The 18,883-nt window shown below is 63.5% G+C and carries 19 protein-coding genes; 9 read left to right on the top strand and 10 right to left on the bottom strand.

Annotated elements, in window-relative coordinates:
- The 7 genes from HPY64_02520 (at position 1) to HPY64_02490 (ending at position 6,502) form a co-directional block, all read left to right on the top strand.
- On the top strand, positions 1-411 hold the full coding sequence (locus tag HPY64_02520) for a RidA family protein (GenBank protein ID NPV66003.1): 411 nt from the start codon (positions 1-3) through the stop codon (positions 409-411).
- Positions 408-1,412, top strand: a complete 1,005-nt coding sequence (locus HPY64_02515; GenBank protein NPV66002.1) for an LLM class flavin-dependent oxidoreductase — start codon at positions 408-410, stop codon at positions 1,410-1,412. Before HPY64_02520 ends, HPY64_02515 begins: the two co-directional genes overlap by 4 nt.
- On the top strand, positions 1,409-1,726 hold the full coding sequence (locus HPY64_02510; GenBank protein ID NPV66001.1) for a TIGR04076 family protein: 318 nt from the start codon (positions 1,409-1,411) through the stop codon (positions 1,724-1,726). The genes HPY64_02515 and HPY64_02510 overlap by 4 nt, the downstream gene beginning before the upstream one ends.
- A complete protein-coding gene (locus tag HPY64_02505; GenBank protein ID NPV66000.1) occupies positions 1,726-2,730 on the top strand; it encodes an LLM class flavin-dependent oxidoreductase in 1,005 nt (334 codons plus the stop codon). The genes HPY64_02510 and HPY64_02505 overlap by 1 nt, the downstream gene beginning before the upstream one ends.
- Before the next feature lie 156 nt (positions 2,731-2,886).
- Positions 2,887-4,461, top strand: coding sequence for an ABC transporter substrate-binding protein (locus HPY64_02500; protein ID NPV65999.1), 1,575 nt, complete (start codon positions 2,887-2,889; stop codon positions 4,459-4,461).
- Between the two features lie 172 nt (positions 4,462-4,633).
- Positions 4,634-5,650, top strand: a complete 1,017-nt coding sequence (locus tag HPY64_02495) for an ABC transporter permease (GenBank protein ID NPV65998.1) — start codon at positions 4,634-4,636, stop codon at positions 5,648-5,650.
- Between the two features lie 12 nt (positions 5,651-5,662).
- Positions 5,663-6,502, top strand: coding sequence for an ABC transporter permease (locus HPY64_02490; GenBank protein ID NPV65997.1), 840 nt, complete (start codon positions 5,663-5,665; stop codon positions 6,500-6,502).
- A gap of 70 nt (positions 6,503-6,572) precedes the next feature.
- Here HPY64_02490 and HPY64_02485 read toward each other — a convergent pair whose 3' ends face one another.
- Together HPY64_02485 and HPY64_02480 are read right to left on the bottom strand one after the other, a co-directional pair.
- A complete protein-coding gene (locus tag HPY64_02485; GenBank protein ID NPV65996.1) occupies positions 6,573-7,799 on the bottom strand; it encodes a DegT/DnrJ/EryC1/StrS family aminotransferase in 1,227 nt (408 codons plus the stop codon).
- A gap of 35 nt (positions 7,800-7,834) precedes the next feature.
- The gene (locus HPY64_02480; protein ID NPV65995.1) at positions 7,835-8,818 is read right to left on the bottom strand and encodes a D-glycerate dehydrogenase; all 984 of its coding nucleotides are present in this window, start codon (positions 8,816-8,818) and stop codon (positions 7,835-7,837) included.
- Positions 8,819-8,997: 179 nt separating this feature from the next.
- Here HPY64_02480 and hpnK point away from each other — a divergent pair, with 179 nt between their 5' ends.
- Positions 8,998-9,816, top strand: a complete 819-nt coding sequence (gene hpnK, locus HPY64_02475; GenBank protein NPV65994.1) for a hopanoid biosynthesis-associated protein HpnK — start codon at positions 8,998-9,000, stop codon at positions 9,814-9,816.
- Here the strand turns inward: hpnK and HPY64_02470 are convergent.
- Both HPY64_02470 and HPY64_02465 read right to left on the bottom strand, forming a co-directional pair.
- On the bottom strand, positions 9,801-10,991 hold the full coding sequence (locus HPY64_02470) for a glycosyltransferase (GenBank protein NPV65993.1): 1,191 nt from the start codon (positions 10,989-10,991) through the stop codon (positions 9,801-9,803). The genes hpnK and HPY64_02470 overlap by 16 nt on opposite strands.
- On the bottom strand, positions 10,988-11,662 hold the full coding sequence (locus HPY64_02465; protein ID NPV65992.1) for a hypothetical protein: 675 nt from the start codon (positions 11,660-11,662) through the stop codon (positions 10,988-10,990). Before HPY64_02465 ends, HPY64_02470 begins: the two co-directional genes overlap by 4 nt.
- Before the next feature lie 193 nt (positions 11,663-11,855).
- Between HPY64_02465 and HPY64_02460 the strand changes: the two genes are divergently transcribed.
- Entirely contained in the window at positions 11,856-12,413 is a 558-nt protein-coding gene (locus HPY64_02460) for a DUF4256 domain-containing protein (protein ID NPV65991.1), read from the top strand.
- A gap of 184 nt (positions 12,414-12,597) precedes the next feature.
- On the opposite strand, the gene HPY64_02455 is transcribed toward HPY64_02460, so the two are convergent.
- The 6 genes from HPY64_02455 to HPY64_02430 form a co-directional block, all read right to left on the bottom strand.
- Complete coding sequence (locus HPY64_02455) at positions 12,598-13,575, bottom strand: phosphoglycerate dehydrogenase (protein NPV65990.1); 978 nt, start codon at positions 13,573-13,575, stop codon at positions 12,598-12,600.
- Positions 13,576-13,620: 45 nt separating this feature from the next.
- Positions 13,621-14,187 (bottom strand): glucose-6-phosphate isomerase, encoded by a 567-nt coding sequence (locus HPY64_02450; protein NPV65989.1) that lies wholly within the window; start codon positions 14,185-14,187, stop codon positions 13,621-13,623.
- A gap of 74 nt (positions 14,188-14,261) precedes the next feature.
- A complete protein-coding gene (locus tag HPY64_02445; protein ID NPV65988.1) occupies positions 14,262-15,122 on the bottom strand; it encodes a carbohydrate ABC transporter permease in 861 nt (286 codons plus the stop codon).
- A gap of 15 nt (positions 15,123-15,137) precedes the next feature.
- Entirely contained in the window at positions 15,138-16,142 is a 1,005-nt protein-coding gene (locus HPY64_02440; protein NPV65987.1) for a sugar ABC transporter permease, read from the bottom strand.
- Between the two features lie 125 nt (positions 16,143-16,267).
- The gene (locus HPY64_02435) at positions 16,268-17,737 is read right to left on the bottom strand and encodes an extracellular solute-binding protein (protein NPV65986.1); all 1,470 of its coding nucleotides are present in this window, start codon (positions 17,735-17,737) and stop codon (positions 16,268-16,270) included.
- A gap of 123 nt (positions 17,738-17,860) precedes the next feature.
- Positions 17,861-18,637 carry a GntR family transcriptional regulator gene (locus tag HPY64_02430; GenBank protein NPV65985.1) on the bottom strand — a complete coding sequence of 259 codons (777 nt, stop codon included), beginning with the start codon at positions 18,635-18,637 and terminating at the stop codon, positions 17,861-17,863.
- Between the last annotated feature and the right edge of the window lie 246 nt (positions 18,638-18,883).

The following is an 18,883-nucleotide window of genomic DNA, read 5'->3' as shown; positions in this document are numbered from 1 at the left end:
ATGCAGCGCCAGAACATTGCTTCCGGCACGGTCTGGGAGGGAATCGCTGGCTACTCGCGGGCTGTACGTGTTGGCGATCTGGTGTTCGTCTCCGGTACAACGGCGACCGATGAGCAGGGGCGTCTGGTTGGGCCGGGCGATGTCTATGCTCAAACAGCTTACATCCTGAGCAAGATCGGGGCTGCGCTTGAAGCGGCGGGCGCGACGCTGGCCGATGTGGTACGGACGCGCATCTACGTCACCGATGTGACCCGCTGGGAGGAAGCGGCTCGCGCCCATGCCGAAGTCTTTGGCGCCATCCGCCCGGCCAACACGCTGATCGAGGTCAGCCGGCTGGTCGGCGACGGCTACCTGGTGGAAGTCGAAGCTGACGCGGTGATCGGGGCCAGCGGGCAGGGAGCCGACGCATGAAGTTCAGCCTGCGCTTCAACAATGATTTGCCGGTTACGGCGTATGTCCGGCTGGCGCGGGCAGCGGAGGCTGCTGGCTTTGACCAGTTCTGGGTTAGCGATGATCTGTTCCTGCGCAGTGGGGTGGTGATTCTGGCGGCTGTTGCGGCGGCGACGGAGCGGATCGAAATCGGGACGTGCATCCTCAATCCGTACACGATCCATCCCGCGGAGATCGCCATGATCGCGGCGACGCTGGACGAGCTATCCGGCGGGCGCTTCAACCTGGGCCTTTCCGCCGGGGCGGCGGACTTCCTGGCCTGGATCGGGATCGTGCCGGAAAAGCCGCGCACGGCTGTTGTGGAGACGGTCAACGCAATCAACCGCCTGCTTTCTGGCGAGCGCGTCCCCCTGGAAGGGCAGTTCCTGCGCTGGACGGAGGAGGCGTATCTGCGCTTTACCCCCCGGCGGCGTGTCCCGATCTATCTCGGCGCGCTCAGCCCCAATATGCTGCGGGCCATCGGGGAAGTGGCCGATGGCGGGTTGCCGTTGCTCTTCCCGCCGGAGCACTACGCGACGGTGCTGCCCTATATTCAGGAGGGCGCAGTGCGGGCCGGGCGCGATCTGGCCGCGCTGGATGTAGCGGCCTGCATCTGGTGCTCGGTCGCCGATGACCGGGCGGCGGCGGAAGACGCCCTGCGGGAGAAGATCGCCTACTATGGTCAGTCGCTCAGCCCGCTGATCTGGGAGCGGCTGGGGCTCACGCGGGACGACTTTGCGCCCATCGCCCAGGCGGTCATGGCGGAGCGCGACCTGGCGCGGGGTAAGGCGCTGGTCACGCCGGCCATGTTGCGCATCGGCGTAGCGGGCACGGCTGCCGCGCTGATCCCCCGCCTGGAAGGGTTGATCGCACTGGGCGCACGGCACATCAGCTTCGGGCCGCCGCTGGGGCCTGATCCGCTGGCGGCGATCGAGGTCATTGGGCGGGAAGTGCTGCCCTATCTGCGGAGGATTGCTCCATGAGCAGACTCTTCGGTCTGTACGATCTGCGGGTGACGGTGGTCGCCATCGAGGGGCGTTCGGTATGCGGGATGCAGGTTGGCGACTACTTCGAGTTGACCGAGAGCAGCAAGCTTCGCCTGCCGCCGGGCAAGCACTTTTGCATTTATGCGCTGGGCGCGGTCTTGCCCCTGCTGGCGGCCAAGCAGCGCCAGCTTGAGGCTGATGACTGGCTGGAGCGCGATACACTGGTGGCCTGCCCCGACCCGGAAGAGCGCCTGATCATGCGCATTGAGCGCATTGCTCGCCGGACACTGGACAGTGACGAGTTGACCTGATGGCCCGCGAGATCAGTATTGCCTTTCAGACGGATAAATCCCCGGCGCAGTACATCGCCCTGGCCCGGCTGGTCGACCGTTACGCCTTTGACGCGGTCAGTGTGTACTGCGATGCGCCATTTCAGCCGAGCTACGGCCCGCTGCTACTGATGGCTCCTCACCTGCGGCGGGCGCGGTTGGGACCGGCGGCAGTCTCGCCTTCGCGCATCCACCCGATCGACATTGCGGCGGAGACGGCCCTGCTGGCCGGGCTGGCGCGGGGCGGAGTCTATGTGGGTATCGCCCGCGGGGCCTGGCTGGCCGAGCATGGCATCCGCGAGCTAGAACCGCCGCTCACGGCCATCCGCGAGGCGGTGGCGGTGGTACGCTACTTGCTCGCCGGGGCGGAGGGCGGGCTTGACGGCGCCATCTTCCCGCTGGCGGCGCACGTACGCGCGCCGTACCCGCTGCCGCAGGGGCCGATCCCGATCCTGATCGGGACATGGGGCCGCCGCCTGGCGGCCCTGGCCGGAGAGATCGCCGATGAGGTCAAGGTAGGCGGCTCCGCCAACCCGGCGATGGTGCCGGTCATGCACGGCTGGATCGCTGCTGGCGAGCGGCAGGCCGGGCGTCCGGAAGGATCAGTCGGCGTGGTGATGGGGGCGGTGACGGTGGTCGACGAGGATCGGGGGCGGGCGCGGCAGGCGGCGCGCCGGGCGGCGGCGCTGTACCTGCCGGTGGTGCTGCCGCTGGACCCCACGATTCCGGCTGACCCGGAATTGATCGGGCGGCTGCAGGCGCTGGTCAACGCCGGGGAGTCTGATGCTGCCGCCGCGCTGATCTCCGACGATCTCCTGGATCGCTTCGCTTTCGCCGGGGCGCCCGCCGACCTGATCCGCCAGGCCGAGGCGCTCTTTGACGCCGGGGCGAGCCGGATCGAGTTCGGCACACCGCATGGACTCGACCCGACGACTGGCATCCACCTGCTGGGGGAGCGAGTCATCCCGGCGCTCAAGGGGAAGTAGCATAAAGCGGGGGCGGGATTAGCCAGAATGCCCCAGCATTTCTGTGGTTTTTGACCGGGAGAAACGTGCTGGCAGAATTGCGATTCGCAGTATAATTCTGCCAGTAGTGCCACTCAATAGTTGTTCATGCACCCACAAAGTAAGGAGTAGTGACCCATGCGACGCCTTTATGGACTTCTTGTAGTGGTGTCGCTCCTGAGCCTGCTGGCCTTTGGCGGCGCAGCAGCCCAGGAGGAAAAGGTACTGGTCGTTGGCCTCTCTGAGGACTACAACGGCCTGGACGTGCACCGCGCCTACGAGCCGGGCGGCTCCCTGATCCACAAGATTGTCTACGACACGCTGGTTACATTCCCGACTGATTCGGTGAGCGAAATCCTGCCCAACCTGGCCGAAAGCTGGACGATCAGCGACGATGGTCTGGTTTATACTTTCACCCTGCGGGGTGACGTGGTCTTCTCCAATGGCGACCCGCTGACTGCCGAGGATGTGGTCTTCAGCTTCAACCGCATGAAGAACCTCAAGGATAACCCGGCCTTCCTGGCGGACGGCATTGTCAGCGTCGAAGCTCCGGATGAGCGCACGGTCGTCCTGACCCTTGCTGCGCCGGACCCCGCCATCCTGGCCAAGCTGGTTTTTGACGCCTTCTCGGTGGTCAATGCCGACGTGGTTCGCGCTCAGGGTGGGACGGACGCTGAGAACGCCTCTGAGGCTGATACCGCCGAACTGTGGTTCAACGATAACTCCGCCGGGACCGGCCCGTACATGGTCGACTTCTACGAGCCGACCGTGCAAACCGTGCTGGTTCGCAATCCCAATTACTGGGGCGAGGCACCATACTTTGACCGGATCATCATCCGCAACATGCCGGAGGCTGCTACCCAGAAGCTGGCCCTGGAAGCTGGCGACATCCACATTGCCATGGACATCACCGCTGACCAGCTCCCCTCGCTGGAGGGCAACCCCAACATCTCCGTGTATTCCACCCAGAGCGACACGCTGATCTTCCTGCTGATGAACCAGGATCCAGAGATCGGCGGCCCGATGAGCGATCCGAAGGTACAGCTTGCTGTGCGCTATGCCCTGGATTACGAAGGCCTGAAGCTGCTGGGCGGTGCGGGTACCAACACGCCGGCGGCGATGGTCCCGTTGGGCTTCGCCGGGGCGCTGGACGCTTCGGAGGCGCTGCCACGCGATCTGGAGATGGCCCGCAGCCTGCTGACCGAGGCCGGTTACCCCGATGGCTTCACGGTTGACCTGCGCTACCCGGACTTCACCTACATCGGCACCCAGTTCTCCCTGGTCGCCCAGAAGGTCCAGGCGGACCTGGCCGAGGTGGGCATCACGGTGAACCTGGTGCCGGAAGAGCTGCAGGTCTCGCTGGAGGCCTACCGCGGTGGACGGCACGGTTTTGGCCTGTGGCTGTGGAACCCGGACTACTACGACACGCTGGACTATGTGGAGTTCCTGCCGGGCGGTGTGGTGGGCAAGCGCGCCAACTGGACGGACGAGAACGCCGACGCGACCATCCTGGAACTGCGCGACAAGGTTAAGGTGGAGACTGACCCGGAAGTCCGCAACCAGCTGTTCCGGGAAATCCAGCTCTACGAACAGCAGTCCGGGCCGTTCGCGCCGCTGTTCCAGCCGGGCGTGCACTTTGCCTATAATGCTACGCTCAAGGGCTTCAATTATAACGGTCAGTGGCGCGTGGACCTGTCTCTGCTGAGCTTTTAGCCCTGCTGCGTTGGCAGATGTAAGACGGTGGGGGCCGTGCCCCGGCGCGGCTCCCCCGTCTTTATATAGCGCCCTGGCGCTGTGTACACCTGAGTTGGTCAGGGGCTGGCCTTCTTCCTCGTGCTTTGTTTGCTCTGGCTCCTGGCTGCCTGCTCACATTGGTAGAACGCCTATGTCGTTATCCGCCTATTTTCTGCGACGTTTGCTGCTGGCCGTGCCGCTGGTGATCGGCATCTCGCTGGTTTCCTTCATCATCGCCAATCTGGTTCCCAGCGATCCGATGGCCGCCAACCTGGGCGAGCGCGCTGCCGCTGACCCGGAGATCGTGGCCGCCTTCCGGGCCAAGTGGGGGCTGGACGAGCCGTTTTTTGTCCAGTACTTCACGTACCTGCGCAACCTGCTCAGTGGTGATATGGGGACATCCATCCGTACGCGGCGGCCGGTGGCCGACGAACTGTTGCGCTACATGCCCGCGACGGTGGAACTGGCGACGGCGGGGATTATCGTGGCCCTGCTGGTTGGCGTCCCGCTGGGCGTGATCTCGGCGGTGTGGCGCAACCGCCCGATCGACTTTATCGCCCGGATCATCTCCCTGATCGGGGTCAGTGCGCCGGTGTTCTGGCTGGCGTTGGTGGCGCTGTTGCTGCTCTACCTGCGGTTGCGTATTCTGCCGGGGCCAGGGCGGCTGGACGCCGTGATCCCGCCGCCGCCAGCAGTGACCGGCCTGTATACGATCGACGCGCTGGTGGCCGGGCAGTGGCGCACACTGGGTAACGCCCTGGCGCACCTGATCCTGCCGGCGGTAGTGCTGGGGGCCTATTCCGCCGGGTTGATCACGCGCATCACCCGCTCGGCCATGCTGGATGTACTGTCAATGGATTACATTACAACGGCACGCAGCAAGGGTCTGCGGGAGCGGACGGTGATCCTGCGGCATGGCCTGCGCAACGCCCTGCTGCCTGTGGTGACTGTGATCGGGCTATCGTATGGCAACCTGTTGACCGGCGCGGTGCTGACGGAGACGATCTTCTCCTGGGGCGGCATCGGGCGCTTCGCCTATGATTCGGCCCGCAGCCTGGACTTCCCCTCGATCATGGGGGTGAGTATGCTGATCGCGCTGGTCTTTGTGCTCACCAACCTGATTGTGGACATGCTTTATTACATCCTCGATCCCCGGATTCGCTTATAGGAGCGGCCTGGCATGATGCGTACGCTGCGCATTCAGATCGCCCGCAACCCATTGATGGCAGTGGGGGTGGTGATCTGTCTGATCTGGTTCACGATCTCACTGGTGGCGCACCTGATTGCTCCTTACGGGCCGCTGGAGCAGAACATGGTCAACCGCCTGCACCCCCCCAGCCAGGAGAACCTGATGGGCACCGACCAGCTGGGCCGCGATGTGTTGACCCGCGTGCTGTATGGCGGGCGGATTTCCCTGCCGGCGGGGCTGCTGGTCATCATCATCTCGACGGTGATCGGGACGTTGGTCGGCGCGGTGGCCGGGTATGCGGGGGGCATGTGGGATGAGTTGCTGATGCGCGGGACAGAGATCTTCATGGCCTTCCCGACGATCATCCTGGCCATGGCCATCGCCGCCGCGTTGGGGCCGAGCGTGATCAACGCCGTGATCGCCATGGTGCTGGTCTGGTGGCCCAACTACGCCCGTATCGTGCGCAGTCTGGTGGTCAGTGTCAAATCCAACGACTATGTGGAGGCGGCCCGCGCCCTGGGAGCCTCCGACCGTCACATCCTCTTCCGGACGATCCTGCCGAACTGCCTGGCCCCGGCCATCGTCATGGCCACGCTGGACATCGGCAACGCCATCCTGCTCTTCGCCGGGCTGAGCTTTCTGGGCCTGGGTGCGGACCCTTCCACGCCGGAGTGGGGGCGCATGGTGGCCGACGGCGTCAGCAACTTCGACCAGTGGTGGCTGAGCACGTTCCCCGGCCTGGCGATCTTCACCGTGGTGATGGCTTTCAACTTCGTGGGGGATGGCCTGCGCGACCTGGCCGATCCGCGCGTGCGCAAGGCGCGGGGGTAGGACAAGCCATTCACGCGCACGAAAAGAGGCCGGGATCGCCCCGGCCTCTTTGATTCCCGTGCCCGGTACCCTACAGCAGATCGCGGGCCAGGTGCTGAATTTTGCGCACGGCCTCCACGATGCTGGCCGCGTCTTCCTCGCCGCCCAGCAGGGTGTAATGGGGCAGCCAGACCGTTTCCCAGGCGGCGCGGGCCGTGTTGGGGAAGCTCTGGTGCAGGAAGGGCGGCTCAACGTCCCGCTGATCGGGCGGCAGACGCTTGAGGTACTCACCGCTCTGGAAAAGAGCCAGTTGATGCAGGGGCGGGTAGCTGGCCTGGGTCGGGATGCCTTCCGCGTTGAGGGCCTGGATGAACCGTTCCGTTGGCGCGTTGGCGAAGGCGGCGCGATCGTAGTGGAAGATGTAGGCATAGTGCCCGTTGCGGGTGCAGCGCGGGTCAAGCGCCTGGGGGGTGATCCCTTCGATCCGGGCCAGGTGCTCGTTCAGGTAAGCGGCGGCCCGCGACCGTACAGCGGCCTGTTCATCCAGGCGAGCCAGTTGCTGGCTGAGGATCGCCGCCTGCCACTCGCTCAGGCGGTAATTGGAGCCGTAGACGAAGTGCGCGTAGAACCACTCGCCGGGCATCCGCCCGCAGTCGTGGGCAGCGCGGGCCTGGCGCTCGATGGCGTCGTCGTTGGTGATAACGATCCCGCCTTCGCCGGCGGTCATCAGTTTGCTCTGCTGGAAGCTGAACGTCCCGATGTCGCCGATCGCCCCGATCTTGCGCCCGCGCCACTCGGAGCCGTGGGCATGGGAGCTATCCTCAACCAGGTGCAGGTTGTGGCGGCGGGCGAGGGCGGTCAGACGATCCAGGTCGGCGGGATGCCCGCCCAGGTGCACGGCGATGATCGCTCTGGTGCGTTCGGTGATGGCTGCTTCTGCCAGGCCGGGGTCAAGGCAGTAGGTGCGCGGGTCGACATCCACAAAGACCGGGCGCGCCCCGGCGAACAGCACAGCGCTGGCAGTGGCCACAAACGTATAGTCTGGGACGATAACCTCGTCGCCGGGGCCGATCCCCAGGGCGGCCATAGCGACTTCCAGCGCGGCGGTGCCGTTGGTGACGGCGATACCGTGCCGGGCCTGGTGATAGGCGGCGAATTCCTGCTCAAAGCGCAGGGCGTGTGTGCCGGGCGTGCGCCACCACACGCGGCTCTCCAGCACTTCCAGCAGGGCCTGGCGCTCGCGCTCGTCGTATTGCGGCCAGACGGTGAACGGCGTGGCGCGGACGGGAGTTCCTCCCAGTAGGGCCAGCTTGCTCATTTTGGCTTCTCCTCCTGAATAACCGTAGCGCTGGATCAGCCCCGCCGGTCGAAGACTTCCGGGTTGACGGGGTGGGGCAGGCGTTCCCCGCGCAGTCCGGCCAGCAGATTTTCGGCGGCCATGACCGCCATTCGCCCCCGCGTAGCCACACTGGCGCTGGCGATGTGCGGTACGACCAGGCAGTTATCCAGCCTCAGCAGTGGAGAATCGGGCGGCAGCGGCTCTGGATCGGTCACGTCCAGAGCGGCAGCGGCGATCTGGCCGCCGGTCAGCGCATGATAGAGCGCCATGTGGTCGACAACCGGCCCGCGGGCGGTGTTGATCAGGATGGCGGTTGGCTGCATCAGGCTCAGCGCCCGTGCGTCGATCAGGTGGAACGTCTCCGGCGTGAGCGGGACGTGCAGACTGACGAAGTCGCTTTCGGCCAGCAGGGCGTCCAGCGGGCGGTATTCTGCGCCCAGGGCGGCGGCTTCTGGAACTTCGGCCCGGTCGGTGTAGAGGAGGCGCATCGCGAAGCCGCGCGCCCGACGGGCAACGGCCTGGCCGATCCGCCCCATGCCGATGATGCCCAGCGTCGCCCCATGGATGTCGCGGCCCAGCAGCAGGGTCGGCCCCCAGGTTTTCCAGCGCCCGGCGCGGGCATAGCGCTCCGCTTCCGGGATGCGCCGCGCCGCAGCCATGAGCAGGGCAAAAGCGAAGTCGGCGGTGGTTTCCGTCAGGACGCCGGGCGTATGGCCGACCGGCAGGCCGTGGGCGGTGCAGGCGGCGATGTCAATATTGTCGTAGCCGACGGCCATCTGGCTGATCACGCGCAGGCGCGGGGCGGCCTCCAGCAGGGCAGCGTCGATCCGGTCGGAGAGCAGGCAGAGCAGACCGTCAGCCTCAGCCGTCCGGCGCTGGAGGATGTCATAGGGCGGCGGCAGTTCGTCCTCCCACAGATCGATCATGCAGGCGTCGCGCAGCAGGGCCAGCCCTTCCTCAGGGATGACACGGGTGATGAAGACACGCGGTCGGGTCATGGCACTTCTTTCCGGTGACTGGTGGCGCAGGGATCGCGTCAAGGATAGCATGCTTTGCGCCGCTGGAGGAAGTGGTGTACGGCGTGGTACAGTTAGGTTAGCAGCGCTGACCACGCCTGCTCAGCGTAGTAGCGGGATCGGGGGGCGCTTCCTGGCGCTGGTCATAAAGAGAAGGAATCATGCCGCGTTTGATTGTCAACGGGGACGATTTTGGCGCTGCGCCAGCCGTCAACGCTGCCATTGCTGAGGCATTTCGGACGGGCATCCTGACCAGCGCCAGCCTGATGGTCACCGGCGAAGCGGTTGATGAAGCGGTCGCCCTGGCGCGGGAATTGCCCGGCCTGCGGGTTGGGCTGCACTTGGTGCTGCTCAGCGGGCGGTCATGCCTGCCGCCGGAGGAGGTGCCGCATCTGGTGGATACGCAGGGGTGCTTCCCGGAGAATCCGCTGGCGGCGGGGGTGCGCTGGATGTTCAGCGCGGCGGCGCGGCGCGAACTGCGGCGGGAGGTCGAGGCGCAGGTGACACGCTTTCAGGAGACAGGGCTACCGCCGGATCATCTGAACAGCCACCGTCATTTTCATGTCCATCCGCTGGTGTTTGACCTGCTGGTAGAGGCAGCCGACCGACTGGGCAGACCGCACATTCGCTTCCCGGCGGAGTCATGGCGGCTGGCGCTGGCGGCGGATCGCCGCTATGCCCGGCAGCAGATCGGCTATGCGCTGGTGTTTGGCCTGCTGGCTGCGGCCTACCGCCGTCGCAGGCGGGTTGTCTCGCCCGGCGTTGACGGGGTGTTTGGCCTGTTGCGCACCGGGACAATTGATGAGACCTACCTTATCCGGTTGTTGCAGCGCCTGCCGGAAGGTTGCTTTGAGCTTTACCTGCATCCGCGCCTGGATACTATGCAGGGTCGCCGTGAACTGGCCGCGCTATGCAGCACGCGCGTCCGGCAGGTGATCGCGGAGCGGCGGATTGTACTCACCACCTACGGCGATCGGTGAAGCATCCCCTCGCTCTCGGATACCCCTGCACGGGTCATGTATCCGTCGCGGCTGACCACGTATTCCCGCCCGGCCCAATGAACGCGGTTGCCGGTGAAGCTGAGGAACCATACCAGCATATAGAAGGCATCCTTGATTGGCATCAGCCAGGCTATCCGCCAGTATCCCCGCAGCCCGTTCAGGTTGTCGTTGAGGTAAGCCCCTTCCAGCAGACGGAAGACGACCGTCATGGCCAGCAGCCGCCAGCCAACCGCCGAAAAATCGCTGGTCGCCAGCCAGAGCGCCGCCCAGCCGGTCAGGAAACTGATGCAGCTGAATAGCCAGCCAACCGGCTGGTTCACCCGGATCGTCCGTGCCCAGCGCAGCTGGTGCCGATACAGGTCGCTCAGGCTCATCCGGGGCAGGTGATTCTGCACGATGTGGCGAGAGATGGCGATCCGGTAGCCGGCCCGGCATACCCGCAGGCCAAGCTGGTAATCGTCGGCCAGGTAGTCCGCCAGCGCCTCCAGACCGCCGACGGCTTCCAGCGTGGCGCGGCGGAGCGCGATGGTCGCACCGAGCGCGAATCGCGAACCAAACAGGTGGTGGGCCACCAGCACCGATGGGATGAAGTCTACATTGATGATCAGCGCTTCCACCGTCCCGGCCAGCGTTGAGGCTTCCGGCGTGGTGTAAAGGCAGGTTACCGCGCCGATCTGCGGATCGCGCAGGGGGGCGACAACCTGGGAGATGTAATCCGGTCCGACGCGAATGTCGGCGTCGCTCAGGATCAGGATGTCATGCCTGGCGCCGGGGTAGAGAGCCAGCAGTTCGCTGATCTTGGGGTTGGCGGTCAGTTCAGGATGGCAGACCTCCCAGCGCGCCCTGGAGTTACATGGCCCCGCCGCCAGCGCCGCCTGAGCGGTGTCCAGGGTTTCGCGGTGGGGGAGACCGATGATCATCTCATAGTCGGGGTAATGCTGCTGGCAGAAGGACAGCAGGTTGAGCCGCACCTGTTCCGTCCACTCTGTCAGCGGCTTGAGCAGGGTCACTGGCGGCTCGTAGGGCGTTGCTGGATCATCTTCCTGGCGGGTGAAGACGGCGACCTCGTACAGCAACACCAGATGATACGTGAACGAGATCACGATGATCAGGGAGAGGAGATCCAACACGGAAGTAGCGGTGAGATCGATCATGGCGTTCCGACCGTAATTGTCGTTTCACTGGCAAAGGGTACTTCAGGCGCGGTTAAAGGTGAGCCGTAACGCGCCAGCAGAGTCTGGCGGGACATCCAAAACTCGATCCGTGTGGCGCCCAGCACGCTCTTGTCACGGGCGCTGGGCGGCTGAAACGCCCAGATCACGGCCCGGTTGTAGGCGTGGTCAAGAAACCGCTTGAGCCGCCCGCCGGGGCCGGTTGGCCGGGGCAGCACGATGACATCAAAACCCAGTGCTTCCAGCAGGTCGGTCATGGACTGGCGTTCCAGCGACAGCAGGATCGACGCCTGCCCAACCACGGCTGTCAGCCCGGCAGGGGCGCGATCGGTCTGCACGTAGCGGGCCAGCTCCTCCAGCGAAAAGCGGATGCGGCGGTAGACAGCCCGCGCCCAGCGAAGATCAGGCCCGGCATCGTCCATGCGAGGGATGTGCTCGTTCCAGAGGTGGATCTCCAGGACGGGATCGCCAGCATGGACGACGACGCTATCGGATAGCCGGTGGGTGCGGTGGCTGACTCGCCGGGCCAGCCGGAGGATGCAATCGGGCGCCTGGCTGAACTCGGTGATGCCCAGGCAGTGGCGCAGCACGGCGTCGATGAACAGGATGGCGCGCCGCACAAGCGGGCTAAGCAGGTGGACAACATAAACCATAACCGGCCTCCATTTCGGTTAGCCGGATGCGGCCTTGTGGAGTCACTCCTGCTTTCATCTTAGCAGATTTACCCGGCGCTGTGTACGTTTCTGGGTCGGGGCGACTTGACTGCTGAAGTACCTTCTTGTACACTGCCTGGAACATAGATGTCATTTTCACTTATGCGCATAGGCGCATAAAGGGGTATCCTACATGGAGTTGTCAGCAGAACAGCGTCAAGAACTACTCAGGGTATTGAAAGCCCGTTTTGAGAAAAACATGAACCGCCATAAAGGTCTTGAATGGGCTAAAGTACAGGCAAAGCTGGAAGCTAATCTTGAAAAGCTACGGTCACTCAGTGAAATGGAAAGAACTGGCGGTGAACCGGATGTAGTTGGTTATGATGAAAAGACGGGCGAATACATTTTTTACGATTGTTCAGCGGAAAGTCCTAAAGGCCGCAGAAGTATCTGTTACGACCGTGAAGGACAGGAGGCCAGAGAAAAGCAGGGGGTGAAGCCAGAAGGCAACGCTATTGATATGGCAACCGCCATGGGCATTGAGCTGTTAACGGAAGAACAATATCGAGCGTTGCAGAACCTTGGAAATTTTGATACGAAAACGTCAAGCTGGCTGAAAACGCCCGCTGATATTAGAAAACTCGGCGGTGCTCTCTTTGCTGATCGCCGCTATGGCCATGTTTTCGTGTATCACAACAGTGCACCCTCTTTCTATAGTGCTAGGGGATTCCGGGGCTGGCTAAGGGTCTAAATTGTACAACTAGGCTTCTCTCCCGACAGGTGTAAGCGATAGTAGCAACAACAAAGCAGCAGTGGTCGGCTCTCTTGCAGCCAATCCGCCGCGAAAAGCCAATATCCGTTTGACGCCCCGCAAGCTCTCCCGTTCCAGCAGCGCTCTTGCACCCGGCGTGTCCACCACAACCGTCCAGGGTGGTTCAGTCGCGGCTGAAGACAGCCGGGTTAACCACGCCGTCCGGGCGTTCGCCCCGCAGCACGGCCAGCGCGTTTTCTGAAGCCATCAGCCCCATGCGCAGGGTCGTCTGAGCAGTAGCCGACCCTGCATGAGGGGAGGCGATGAAGTTGTCCAGCTTCAGCAGGGGGCTATCGCCGGGCGGCTCCTGGGCAAAGGCATCAAAGGCAGCTCCGGCCAGCCGTCCGCTGGCCAGCGCCTCGTAGAGGGCCTGCTCATCGACCAGCCCGCCGCGCGCCGTGTTGATCAGGTATGCGGACGGCTTCATGCGGGCCAGCGCTGCCGCGTCGATCAGGTTGCGTGTTTCTTCTGAAAGCGGCAGGTGCAGGCTGACGAAGTCGCTCCCGGCCAGCAGATCGTCCAGGCTACAGGCGCGGGCCGTGAAGCCAGCCATGGCCTCCAGCGGCGGGGGGAAGGGATCGTAGTAGCAGATCGCCATCCCGAAGGCATAGGCCCGCCGGGCGACATCGCGCCCGATACGCCCCAGACCGATCAGGCCCAGTGTCGCCCCGCTCAATTCCACGCCGGTCTTGCGGCCCCATTTTCCCTGGCGGACCTCCCGATCGGCGTAGGGGATATGGCGGGCAAGGGCCAGGATCAGGCCCATCGTCAGTTCGGCCACGGCCACGCTATTGGCTCCGGGGGTGACCGTCACCACAATGCCGCGGGCAGTCATGGCGGCGATGTCGATGCTATCCACCCCGACCCCATAGCGGGAGATGACGCGCAAGCGGCTCGCACCGGCGACCGACTCGGCGGTGACCTCGTCCAGGCCGAGGATCGCCGCATCAACATCCGCCAGCAGCGGGGCGATCTCGGCGGCGGTCAGCGGGCGGTCGTGCGGGCTTTCCACCAGTTCGTATCCGGCCTCGCGCAGGATATCCAGATGGCGGCCAGGGGTCTTGCGGAAGGAGCGCGCGGTGATCAGGATTTTGCCGTTCACAGTGCCGGGTGGTTCTCCTCTCCGGGCGGGATAAGCACTGGCTTTTCAGCGCCGCCAGTGCGGATTGTCCACAAAAGTCGGCTGCCCGTTGCGGTTGACCAGCAGGCGGGCGAAGCCGGTTTGCTCGATGGTGCCGTAGTCATGACCGGAATCGCCGGGCCAGGCAGCCAGAAAGGCGAAAGGCGTCGCGCCCGTGTTGACTGTACGGTGCGCCCACAGCGGCGGTACGTAAGCGATCGTCCCGCGCTGCATGGGCACGCCGCGCACCTCGCCCTCCTCAGTCTGGAGCACCAGATAGCCTTCCCCGGCCAGGCCGACATAGATTTCGGCGCGGGCGCGTTTCTCATGAAAGTGACCCTTGGTCATATGGAACTCATCGCCGATCTGACCGGGATAGATGATCGTGGTGCTGTGCAGAATCTGGCCCTCCTCTTCCGGCAGCGGGACGGCATACACCTCGTAGATCAGACGGTCGCCTTCCTCCGCCAGGATGTGCTCCACCGTCGCGCGATCGGCGAACATGGTGCGCATATTGCTCAGGGTGCGGCGGATGATCTGGGCCTGGGCAATAAGGCCCGTCTCCAGGTTAAGTTGGGAGCTGAAGGGTTCCATCAGCGCCTGAGACATGGTTTGTTGTCTGCTCCTTATCGCCAGCGAGGGCGGACGGCCCCGCGTGTTAGTATCGCCTAGCCTTTGATCGCCCCGGCCACCAGCCCGCGTGTGATGAACCGTTCCAGCAGTAAGCCAACCAGCACGACCGGCGCCACCGCTGTCAGGGTCAGGGCGGAAATGAACCACCACTGGATGCCACGGGTGTTGTTCTGGGCAGCAATGAGGACGGGCATGGTGATCGCCTGGAAGTTGGTCAGCATCAGGGCGTAGAGGAATTCGTTCCAGGAAAACACGAAGGAGAAAATCGCCACCGAAACCAGGCCGGGTGCGCTCAGGGGGAGTACGATGCGCACAAAGGCCTGCCAGCGTGTGGCGCCATCGACCAGGGCGCTTTCCTCCAGGTCGGTCGGCAGGGTGTTGAAGAAGTCCCGCATGATCCACACGGCGAAGGGGATGTTGAACATCGTGTACACGATGATCAGGCCGATGTGGGTATCCACCAGGCCGAGCGCGCTGTAAAGCATCAGGAAAGGCACGACGAATAGCGCCGGTGGTAAGAAGCGCTGGGAGATGATCCAGAAGGCGATGTCGTTGTTCTTCCAGCGTGGGATACGCCAGCTATACCGGAAGCGCGACAGGCCGTAGCCCGCCATCGAGCCGATCAGGACAGCCAGCACGGTGCTGCCGGAGGCGGCAATAAAGCTGTTCCGGAAGTGTCGGATGGTGGTTTCGCCCTGTTCGCGGAACAGGTATTGCCAGTGCTCAAGGGTCGGCTGGTAGTCGACGAAGGGGAAGTACTTGGGTCCCCGGCTGATATGCAGCGGCTGCTTCAGCGAAGTGGTGAAGAGCCAGTAGAAGGGGAAGAGGGTGATGAAACACCAGAAGATCACCACCGCATAGAGCAGGGCTGACTGCCACCATTTTCTGCGTGTCATGGCTGCCTCCCTCTTCTAGCTGCCAGCCTGCGGCGACAGGCGGCGGACAATGACCAGGAACACAGTCGCAAAGATGATGACCAGTACCAGCAACACGAAGGAGATCGCCGCAGCATAGCTGAAGTTGCCAAAGGTCAGGGCGGTCTTGAAGATGTACATGGTCAGCGATTCGGTGGCCGAGCCTGGCCCGCCGCCGGTGGCGACCACAACCACATCGATGATCTTGAAGATTTCCAGCCCGCGGATGAGGATCACCGTGGCGGAGAGTGGCAGGAGCAGAGGGAAGGTGATCTTGCGCAGAATCTGCAGGGCGTTGGCCCCGTCAACCCGCGCCGCTTCGTAGATCTCATCCGGGATGGCCTGCAGGCCGGAGAGCAGAATCAGGGTCACGAACGGAGTCCACTGCCAGCTATCGATCAGTACGATCGTCCAGGGGGCCACTGTGCCGCTGGTGAGCCAGGGCACAACAAGCGGTTTTTCCAGCCCCAGGATGGTGGAGATGGTGCGGAACAGCTGGGCCAGCGGCGACAGCGTCGAGTCGAAGAGCATCCGCCCGCTGTAGGCGGCGGCCACCGGCGTCATCATCATGGGCATCAGGAAGATCACGCGCACCACATTGCGGGCAAAGAATTCCTGGTTAAGGACCAGGGCCAGGCCAAACCCCAGCACGTACTGGATGATGACGCCCGCAAAGACGTAGAACAGGGTATTGGCGGCGGCGGTGATCAGGCGTTGGTCCTGGGGCATACGGGCGAAATTGCGCAGGGTCACTTCAAAGCCCAGGCCGGGGAGTGCAATCCCGCTGTCTGTGGCGGCGACTTCCGCCGCCGGCTGGCTGGCGGTTGCGCCGCGCTGGATGTTGGTGAAGCTGATCCCCAGTGACCAGAGCATAGGGAAGATCGATAGCAAGAGCAGCACAATGATGGCCGGCGAAAGGAACACGCGCCGCATGATGCGGTCTTCCCGCGTGCTCCCCTCACTTTGCTCGACATGAGCTGGACGGGCAGTAGTCGCTTCCAACGCGCCCTCCTTGAAAGAATAGTCGTCAATCAACAAAGAAACCTGGCACGGCAGGGTAATAAAAAGGCGCTATACCGCCTGATGGTATAGACAGTATAGCGCCTTGCCAGAACTAACGGAAAGGCTTACTCGCCGGTCCAGCCGACAGAAGCACGGTACTGAGCCAGCTGGCTGTCACGGCCATAGCGGTCGGTGATCTCGTTCCAGTGCGCAGCGACGTTGTCCAGCGCCTCCTGAGCGGAGATTTCACCTTCCACGGCGCGGGCGATCTCCACATCCAGTGTCTGCAGGTATTCCGCAGAACCACGGATGCGCAGGTCCAGCACCGCATTCGGATGGTTGATCGTGTTCAGGATAGCGTCGACGTAGTCAGCGGCGCTTTCCTCGTCAAAGCCAGCGTTGACCCACAGGTCGATGTTTTCCAGCTGGCTGTAGCGCGAGGGGTTGATGCCGGTGTCGGGCGTCACGGCCAGGACACGGACCAACTCCGGACGGGCCATGAAGGCGGCGAAGTCCAGGGCCGCTTCTTTGACGTCACTGCCAGCGGCGACGCCGATGATCCAGCCACCGAAGGCGATGAACGGCGCCTGGTTGTACTCATTCACCCATTCGCCCTTGACGTAGTCCCAGTACTGGACGCCGCCGGGCAGCGGGGCGAAGCCGGTCACGCCGCCGATCACCGACGCATTCGGGTTGATCGAGATCGGGCCAACATCACCCCAGTCGATGTTGAAGACAGAGACGCCAGCCGGGAACTGTACGCGGGTATCCGCCACGTCCCAGTTGATCATCTCCGGCGGGCCGTAGGAGCGGCTGGCCACGTACTCTTCCAGAGCGCGGACCCAGCCGGGGTTGTTGACCTGCGGGGTCATGTCGTCACAGCTGAAGAAGAAGCACGGATTACCGGGGATCTTGCCATAGCCGGCGGCATGGGAGAGGAAGACCCAGTAGCTCTGGGCGTCGCGGCGCATGGCTTCGGCCAAGCCATAGATGGGCGCAACTGTGCCCGCGGTCTCCACTTCCTTGCCGTTGAAGAACTCGGCCATGTCATAGTACTCATCCCAGCTCGCCGGCTCCTTCAGCGGATAGCCGTACTGGGCCTCAAATTCTGCCGAGTACTCTTCGTTGAAGATCAAGTCTTTGCGGTAATACAGCATGTGGGCGTCGCCGTCATATGGCAGGGCGTAGCGGGTCTCACCCCAGGCGGTGATGCGGTCGGCGTAGAGCGGGATGATGTCCTCTGGCTCCAGCTTGTCGAGGATCTCCTGGGGGATTGGTTCCAGGTAGCCGGGGGCCATGAAGTCGCCAGCCCAGTCCGCCGGGAAGATCAGCACGTCATAGTCGATCGCCCCGGTTTCGAAGGAAGCAATCATCTTCTCGTACAGCTCGCCGAACGCGAACTGCTGCAGCTCGACATTGCCGCCGGTGGCTGCTTCCCATTCCGGAGCATAGTCCTCAACCGGGCCGCCGATGGAACGGCCGGTCTGGGTGACGACCACGACCGTCTGGCCGGCGAACTGGCCGCCCTGGGCCGCGGCGGGCGCAAAGCCAACCGCCAGGGTCACAATCAGCATCAAGACCAGAAGCTTTTTCATACCTTCTCCTCCAACGGTTAAAGCAGGATAACGGGTCATTTTCCGTGACAGAGCATTTCAGTTGGCCTGGTTACCTCCTTTCTTTTCGGCTGGCCACAACTGGTGGGCCAGCACGGCACGATTTTATGATTCCGGTGGAAAGACAATCCGGCTGGGGATGGGCAGGTTAGGCGGGTGCCCGCCCAGGACCACCCGTTCCTCGCCATGCTCACGCACGCGCACCAGCTCAACCTCAAAGCGTGTGCGGTTGCCGCGGTGCAGTGCGTGATAGTACTCGACTGGTGTGCCATCCTCCAGGTAACTGACGCTGTCCAGCAGGATCAGCGGGGCTGCCCTGGGGACCTGCAGCAGTTCGGATTCATACTCATTGGCCGGGACGGCCTCAATGATGCGCCGCCCGCGCGCGATCACCAGCTGGCACTGTTGCTCCAGAAAGCCGTATAGTGACTGGTGGGTCAGGTCGGCCTGAAGCAGGCCAGGACACAGGGTATAAGGCACGTACGTCCAGACCAGCACAATCGGTTCCTCGTTGACCAGGCGCAGCCGCTCGATTTCGATCACGTCGGTCCCGACCGGAATCGCCAGATACTCTGCGATCCGGGGGCTGGCGGGGATAGTCTGTTGCTTGAGCACCCTGGAAACCGGCCGGTAGCCGTGGCTGAGCATATCCTCATAGAAACCGGTCAACCGTTGCACCAGGCCGCCGCTAATCTTCGGCTCGGCGACGAAGGTGCCTTTGCCCTTGTGACGAATGATCAGCCCTTCGTACATCAGCGCCTGCAACGCCTGACGGATCACCGTCCGGCTGACGTTGAAAACGCGGCAAAGGTCAGGCTCGCCGGGAAGCTGATGGCCGGGCTGCCAGTCCCCCTGCCGGATGCGCTCCCGGATGGCATCCATGACCTGAACGTAATAGGGGATATGACTGCTGCGGTCGATTGTGCCGCTCAATCTGTCATCCTGTTATCTTGTAATTACAGGCTTTCCTGATTATACTGTAGAAGCAAGCCCCTGTCAAACCAGCCGTGACAGGAGGCGTTTCCGATCCAGGCATGGGGTCAGAATCATCTGCCTGCCGGGGGCCTGTGATGGTACTGGCGGCGGAGCTGCCTCATGCTTAGGCAGGCGCCTCCACATGGCGTTCCG

The sequence above is a fragment of the Anaerolineae bacterium genome (assembly GCA_013178165.1).
Lineage (GTDB): Bacteria > Chloroflexota > Anaerolineae > Aggregatilineales > Ch27 > Ch27.
Note: the sequence above shows the minus strand (reverse complement) of the source record. Positions and strands in the feature narration are given on the sequence as shown.

What these genes read in the sequence shown, in the direction of transcription:
- HPY64_02485 (NPV65996.1), bottom strand. Translation starts at nt 7,799, where the DNA reads ATGAGCAAGCTGGCCCTACTGGGAGGAACTCCCGTCCGCGCCACGCCG.
- HPY64_02480 (NPV65995.1), bottom strand. Translation starts at nt 8,818, where the DNA reads ATGACCCGACCGCGTGTCTTCATCACCCGTGTCATCCCTGAGGAAGGG.
- HPY64_02430 (NPV65985.1), bottom strand. Translation starts at nt 18,637, where the DNA reads ATGGATGCCATCCGGGAGCGCATCCGGCAGGGGGACTGGCAGCCCGGC.
- HPY64_02445 (NPV65988.1), bottom strand. Translation starts at nt 15,122, where the DNA reads ATGACACGCAGAAAATGGTGGCAGTCAGCCCTGCTCTATGCGGTGGTG.
- HPY64_02465 (NPV65992.1), bottom strand. Translation starts at nt 11,662, where the DNA reads ATGGTTTATGTTGTCCACCTGCTTAGCCCGCTTGTGCGGCGCGCCATC.
- HPY64_02495 (NPV65998.1), top strand. Translation starts at nt 4,634, where the DNA reads ATGTCGTTATCCGCCTATTTTCTGCGACGTTTGCTGCTGGCCGTGCCG.
- HPY64_02470 (NPV65993.1), bottom strand. Translation starts at nt 10,991, where the DNA reads ATGATCGATCTCACCGCTACTTCCGTGTTGGATCTCCTCTCCCTGATC.
- HPY64_02505 (NPV66000.1), top strand. Translation starts at nt 1,726, where the DNA reads ATGGCCCGCGAGATCAGTATTGCCTTTCAGACGGATAAATCCCCGGCG.
- HPY64_02450 (NPV65989.1), bottom strand. Translation starts at nt 14,187, where the DNA reads ATGGAACCCTTCAGCTCCCAACTTAACCTGGAGACGGGCCTTATTGCC.
- HPY64_02515 (NPV66002.1), top strand. Translation starts at nt 408, where the DNA reads ATGAAGTTCAGCCTGCGCTTCAACAATGATTTGCCGGTTACGGCGTAT.
- hpnK (NPV65994.1), top strand. Translation starts at nt 8,998, where the DNA reads ATGCCGCGTTTGATTGTCAACGGGGACGATTTTGGCGCTGCGCCAGCC.
- HPY64_02520 (NPV66003.1), top strand. Translation starts at nt 1, where the DNA reads ATGCAGCGCCAGAACATTGCTTCCGGCACGGTCTGGGAGGGAATCGCT.
- HPY64_02435 (NPV65986.1), bottom strand. Translation starts at nt 17,737, where the DNA reads ATGAAAAAGCTTCTGGTCTTGATGCTGATTGTGACCCTGGCGGTTGGC.
- HPY64_02490 (NPV65997.1), top strand. Translation starts at nt 5,663, where the DNA reads ATGATGCGTACGCTGCGCATTCAGATCGCCCGCAACCCATTGATGGCA.
- HPY64_02510 (NPV66001.1), top strand. Translation starts at nt 1,409, where the DNA reads ATGAGCAGACTCTTCGGTCTGTACGATCTGCGGGTGACGGTGGTCGCC.
- HPY64_02500 (NPV65999.1), top strand. Translation starts at nt 2,887, where the DNA reads ATGCGACGCCTTTATGGACTTCTTGTAGTGGTGTCGCTCCTGAGCCTG.
- HPY64_02460 (NPV65991.1), top strand. Translation starts at nt 11,856, where the DNA reads ATGGAGTTGTCAGCAGAACAGCGTCAAGAACTACTCAGGGTATTGAAA.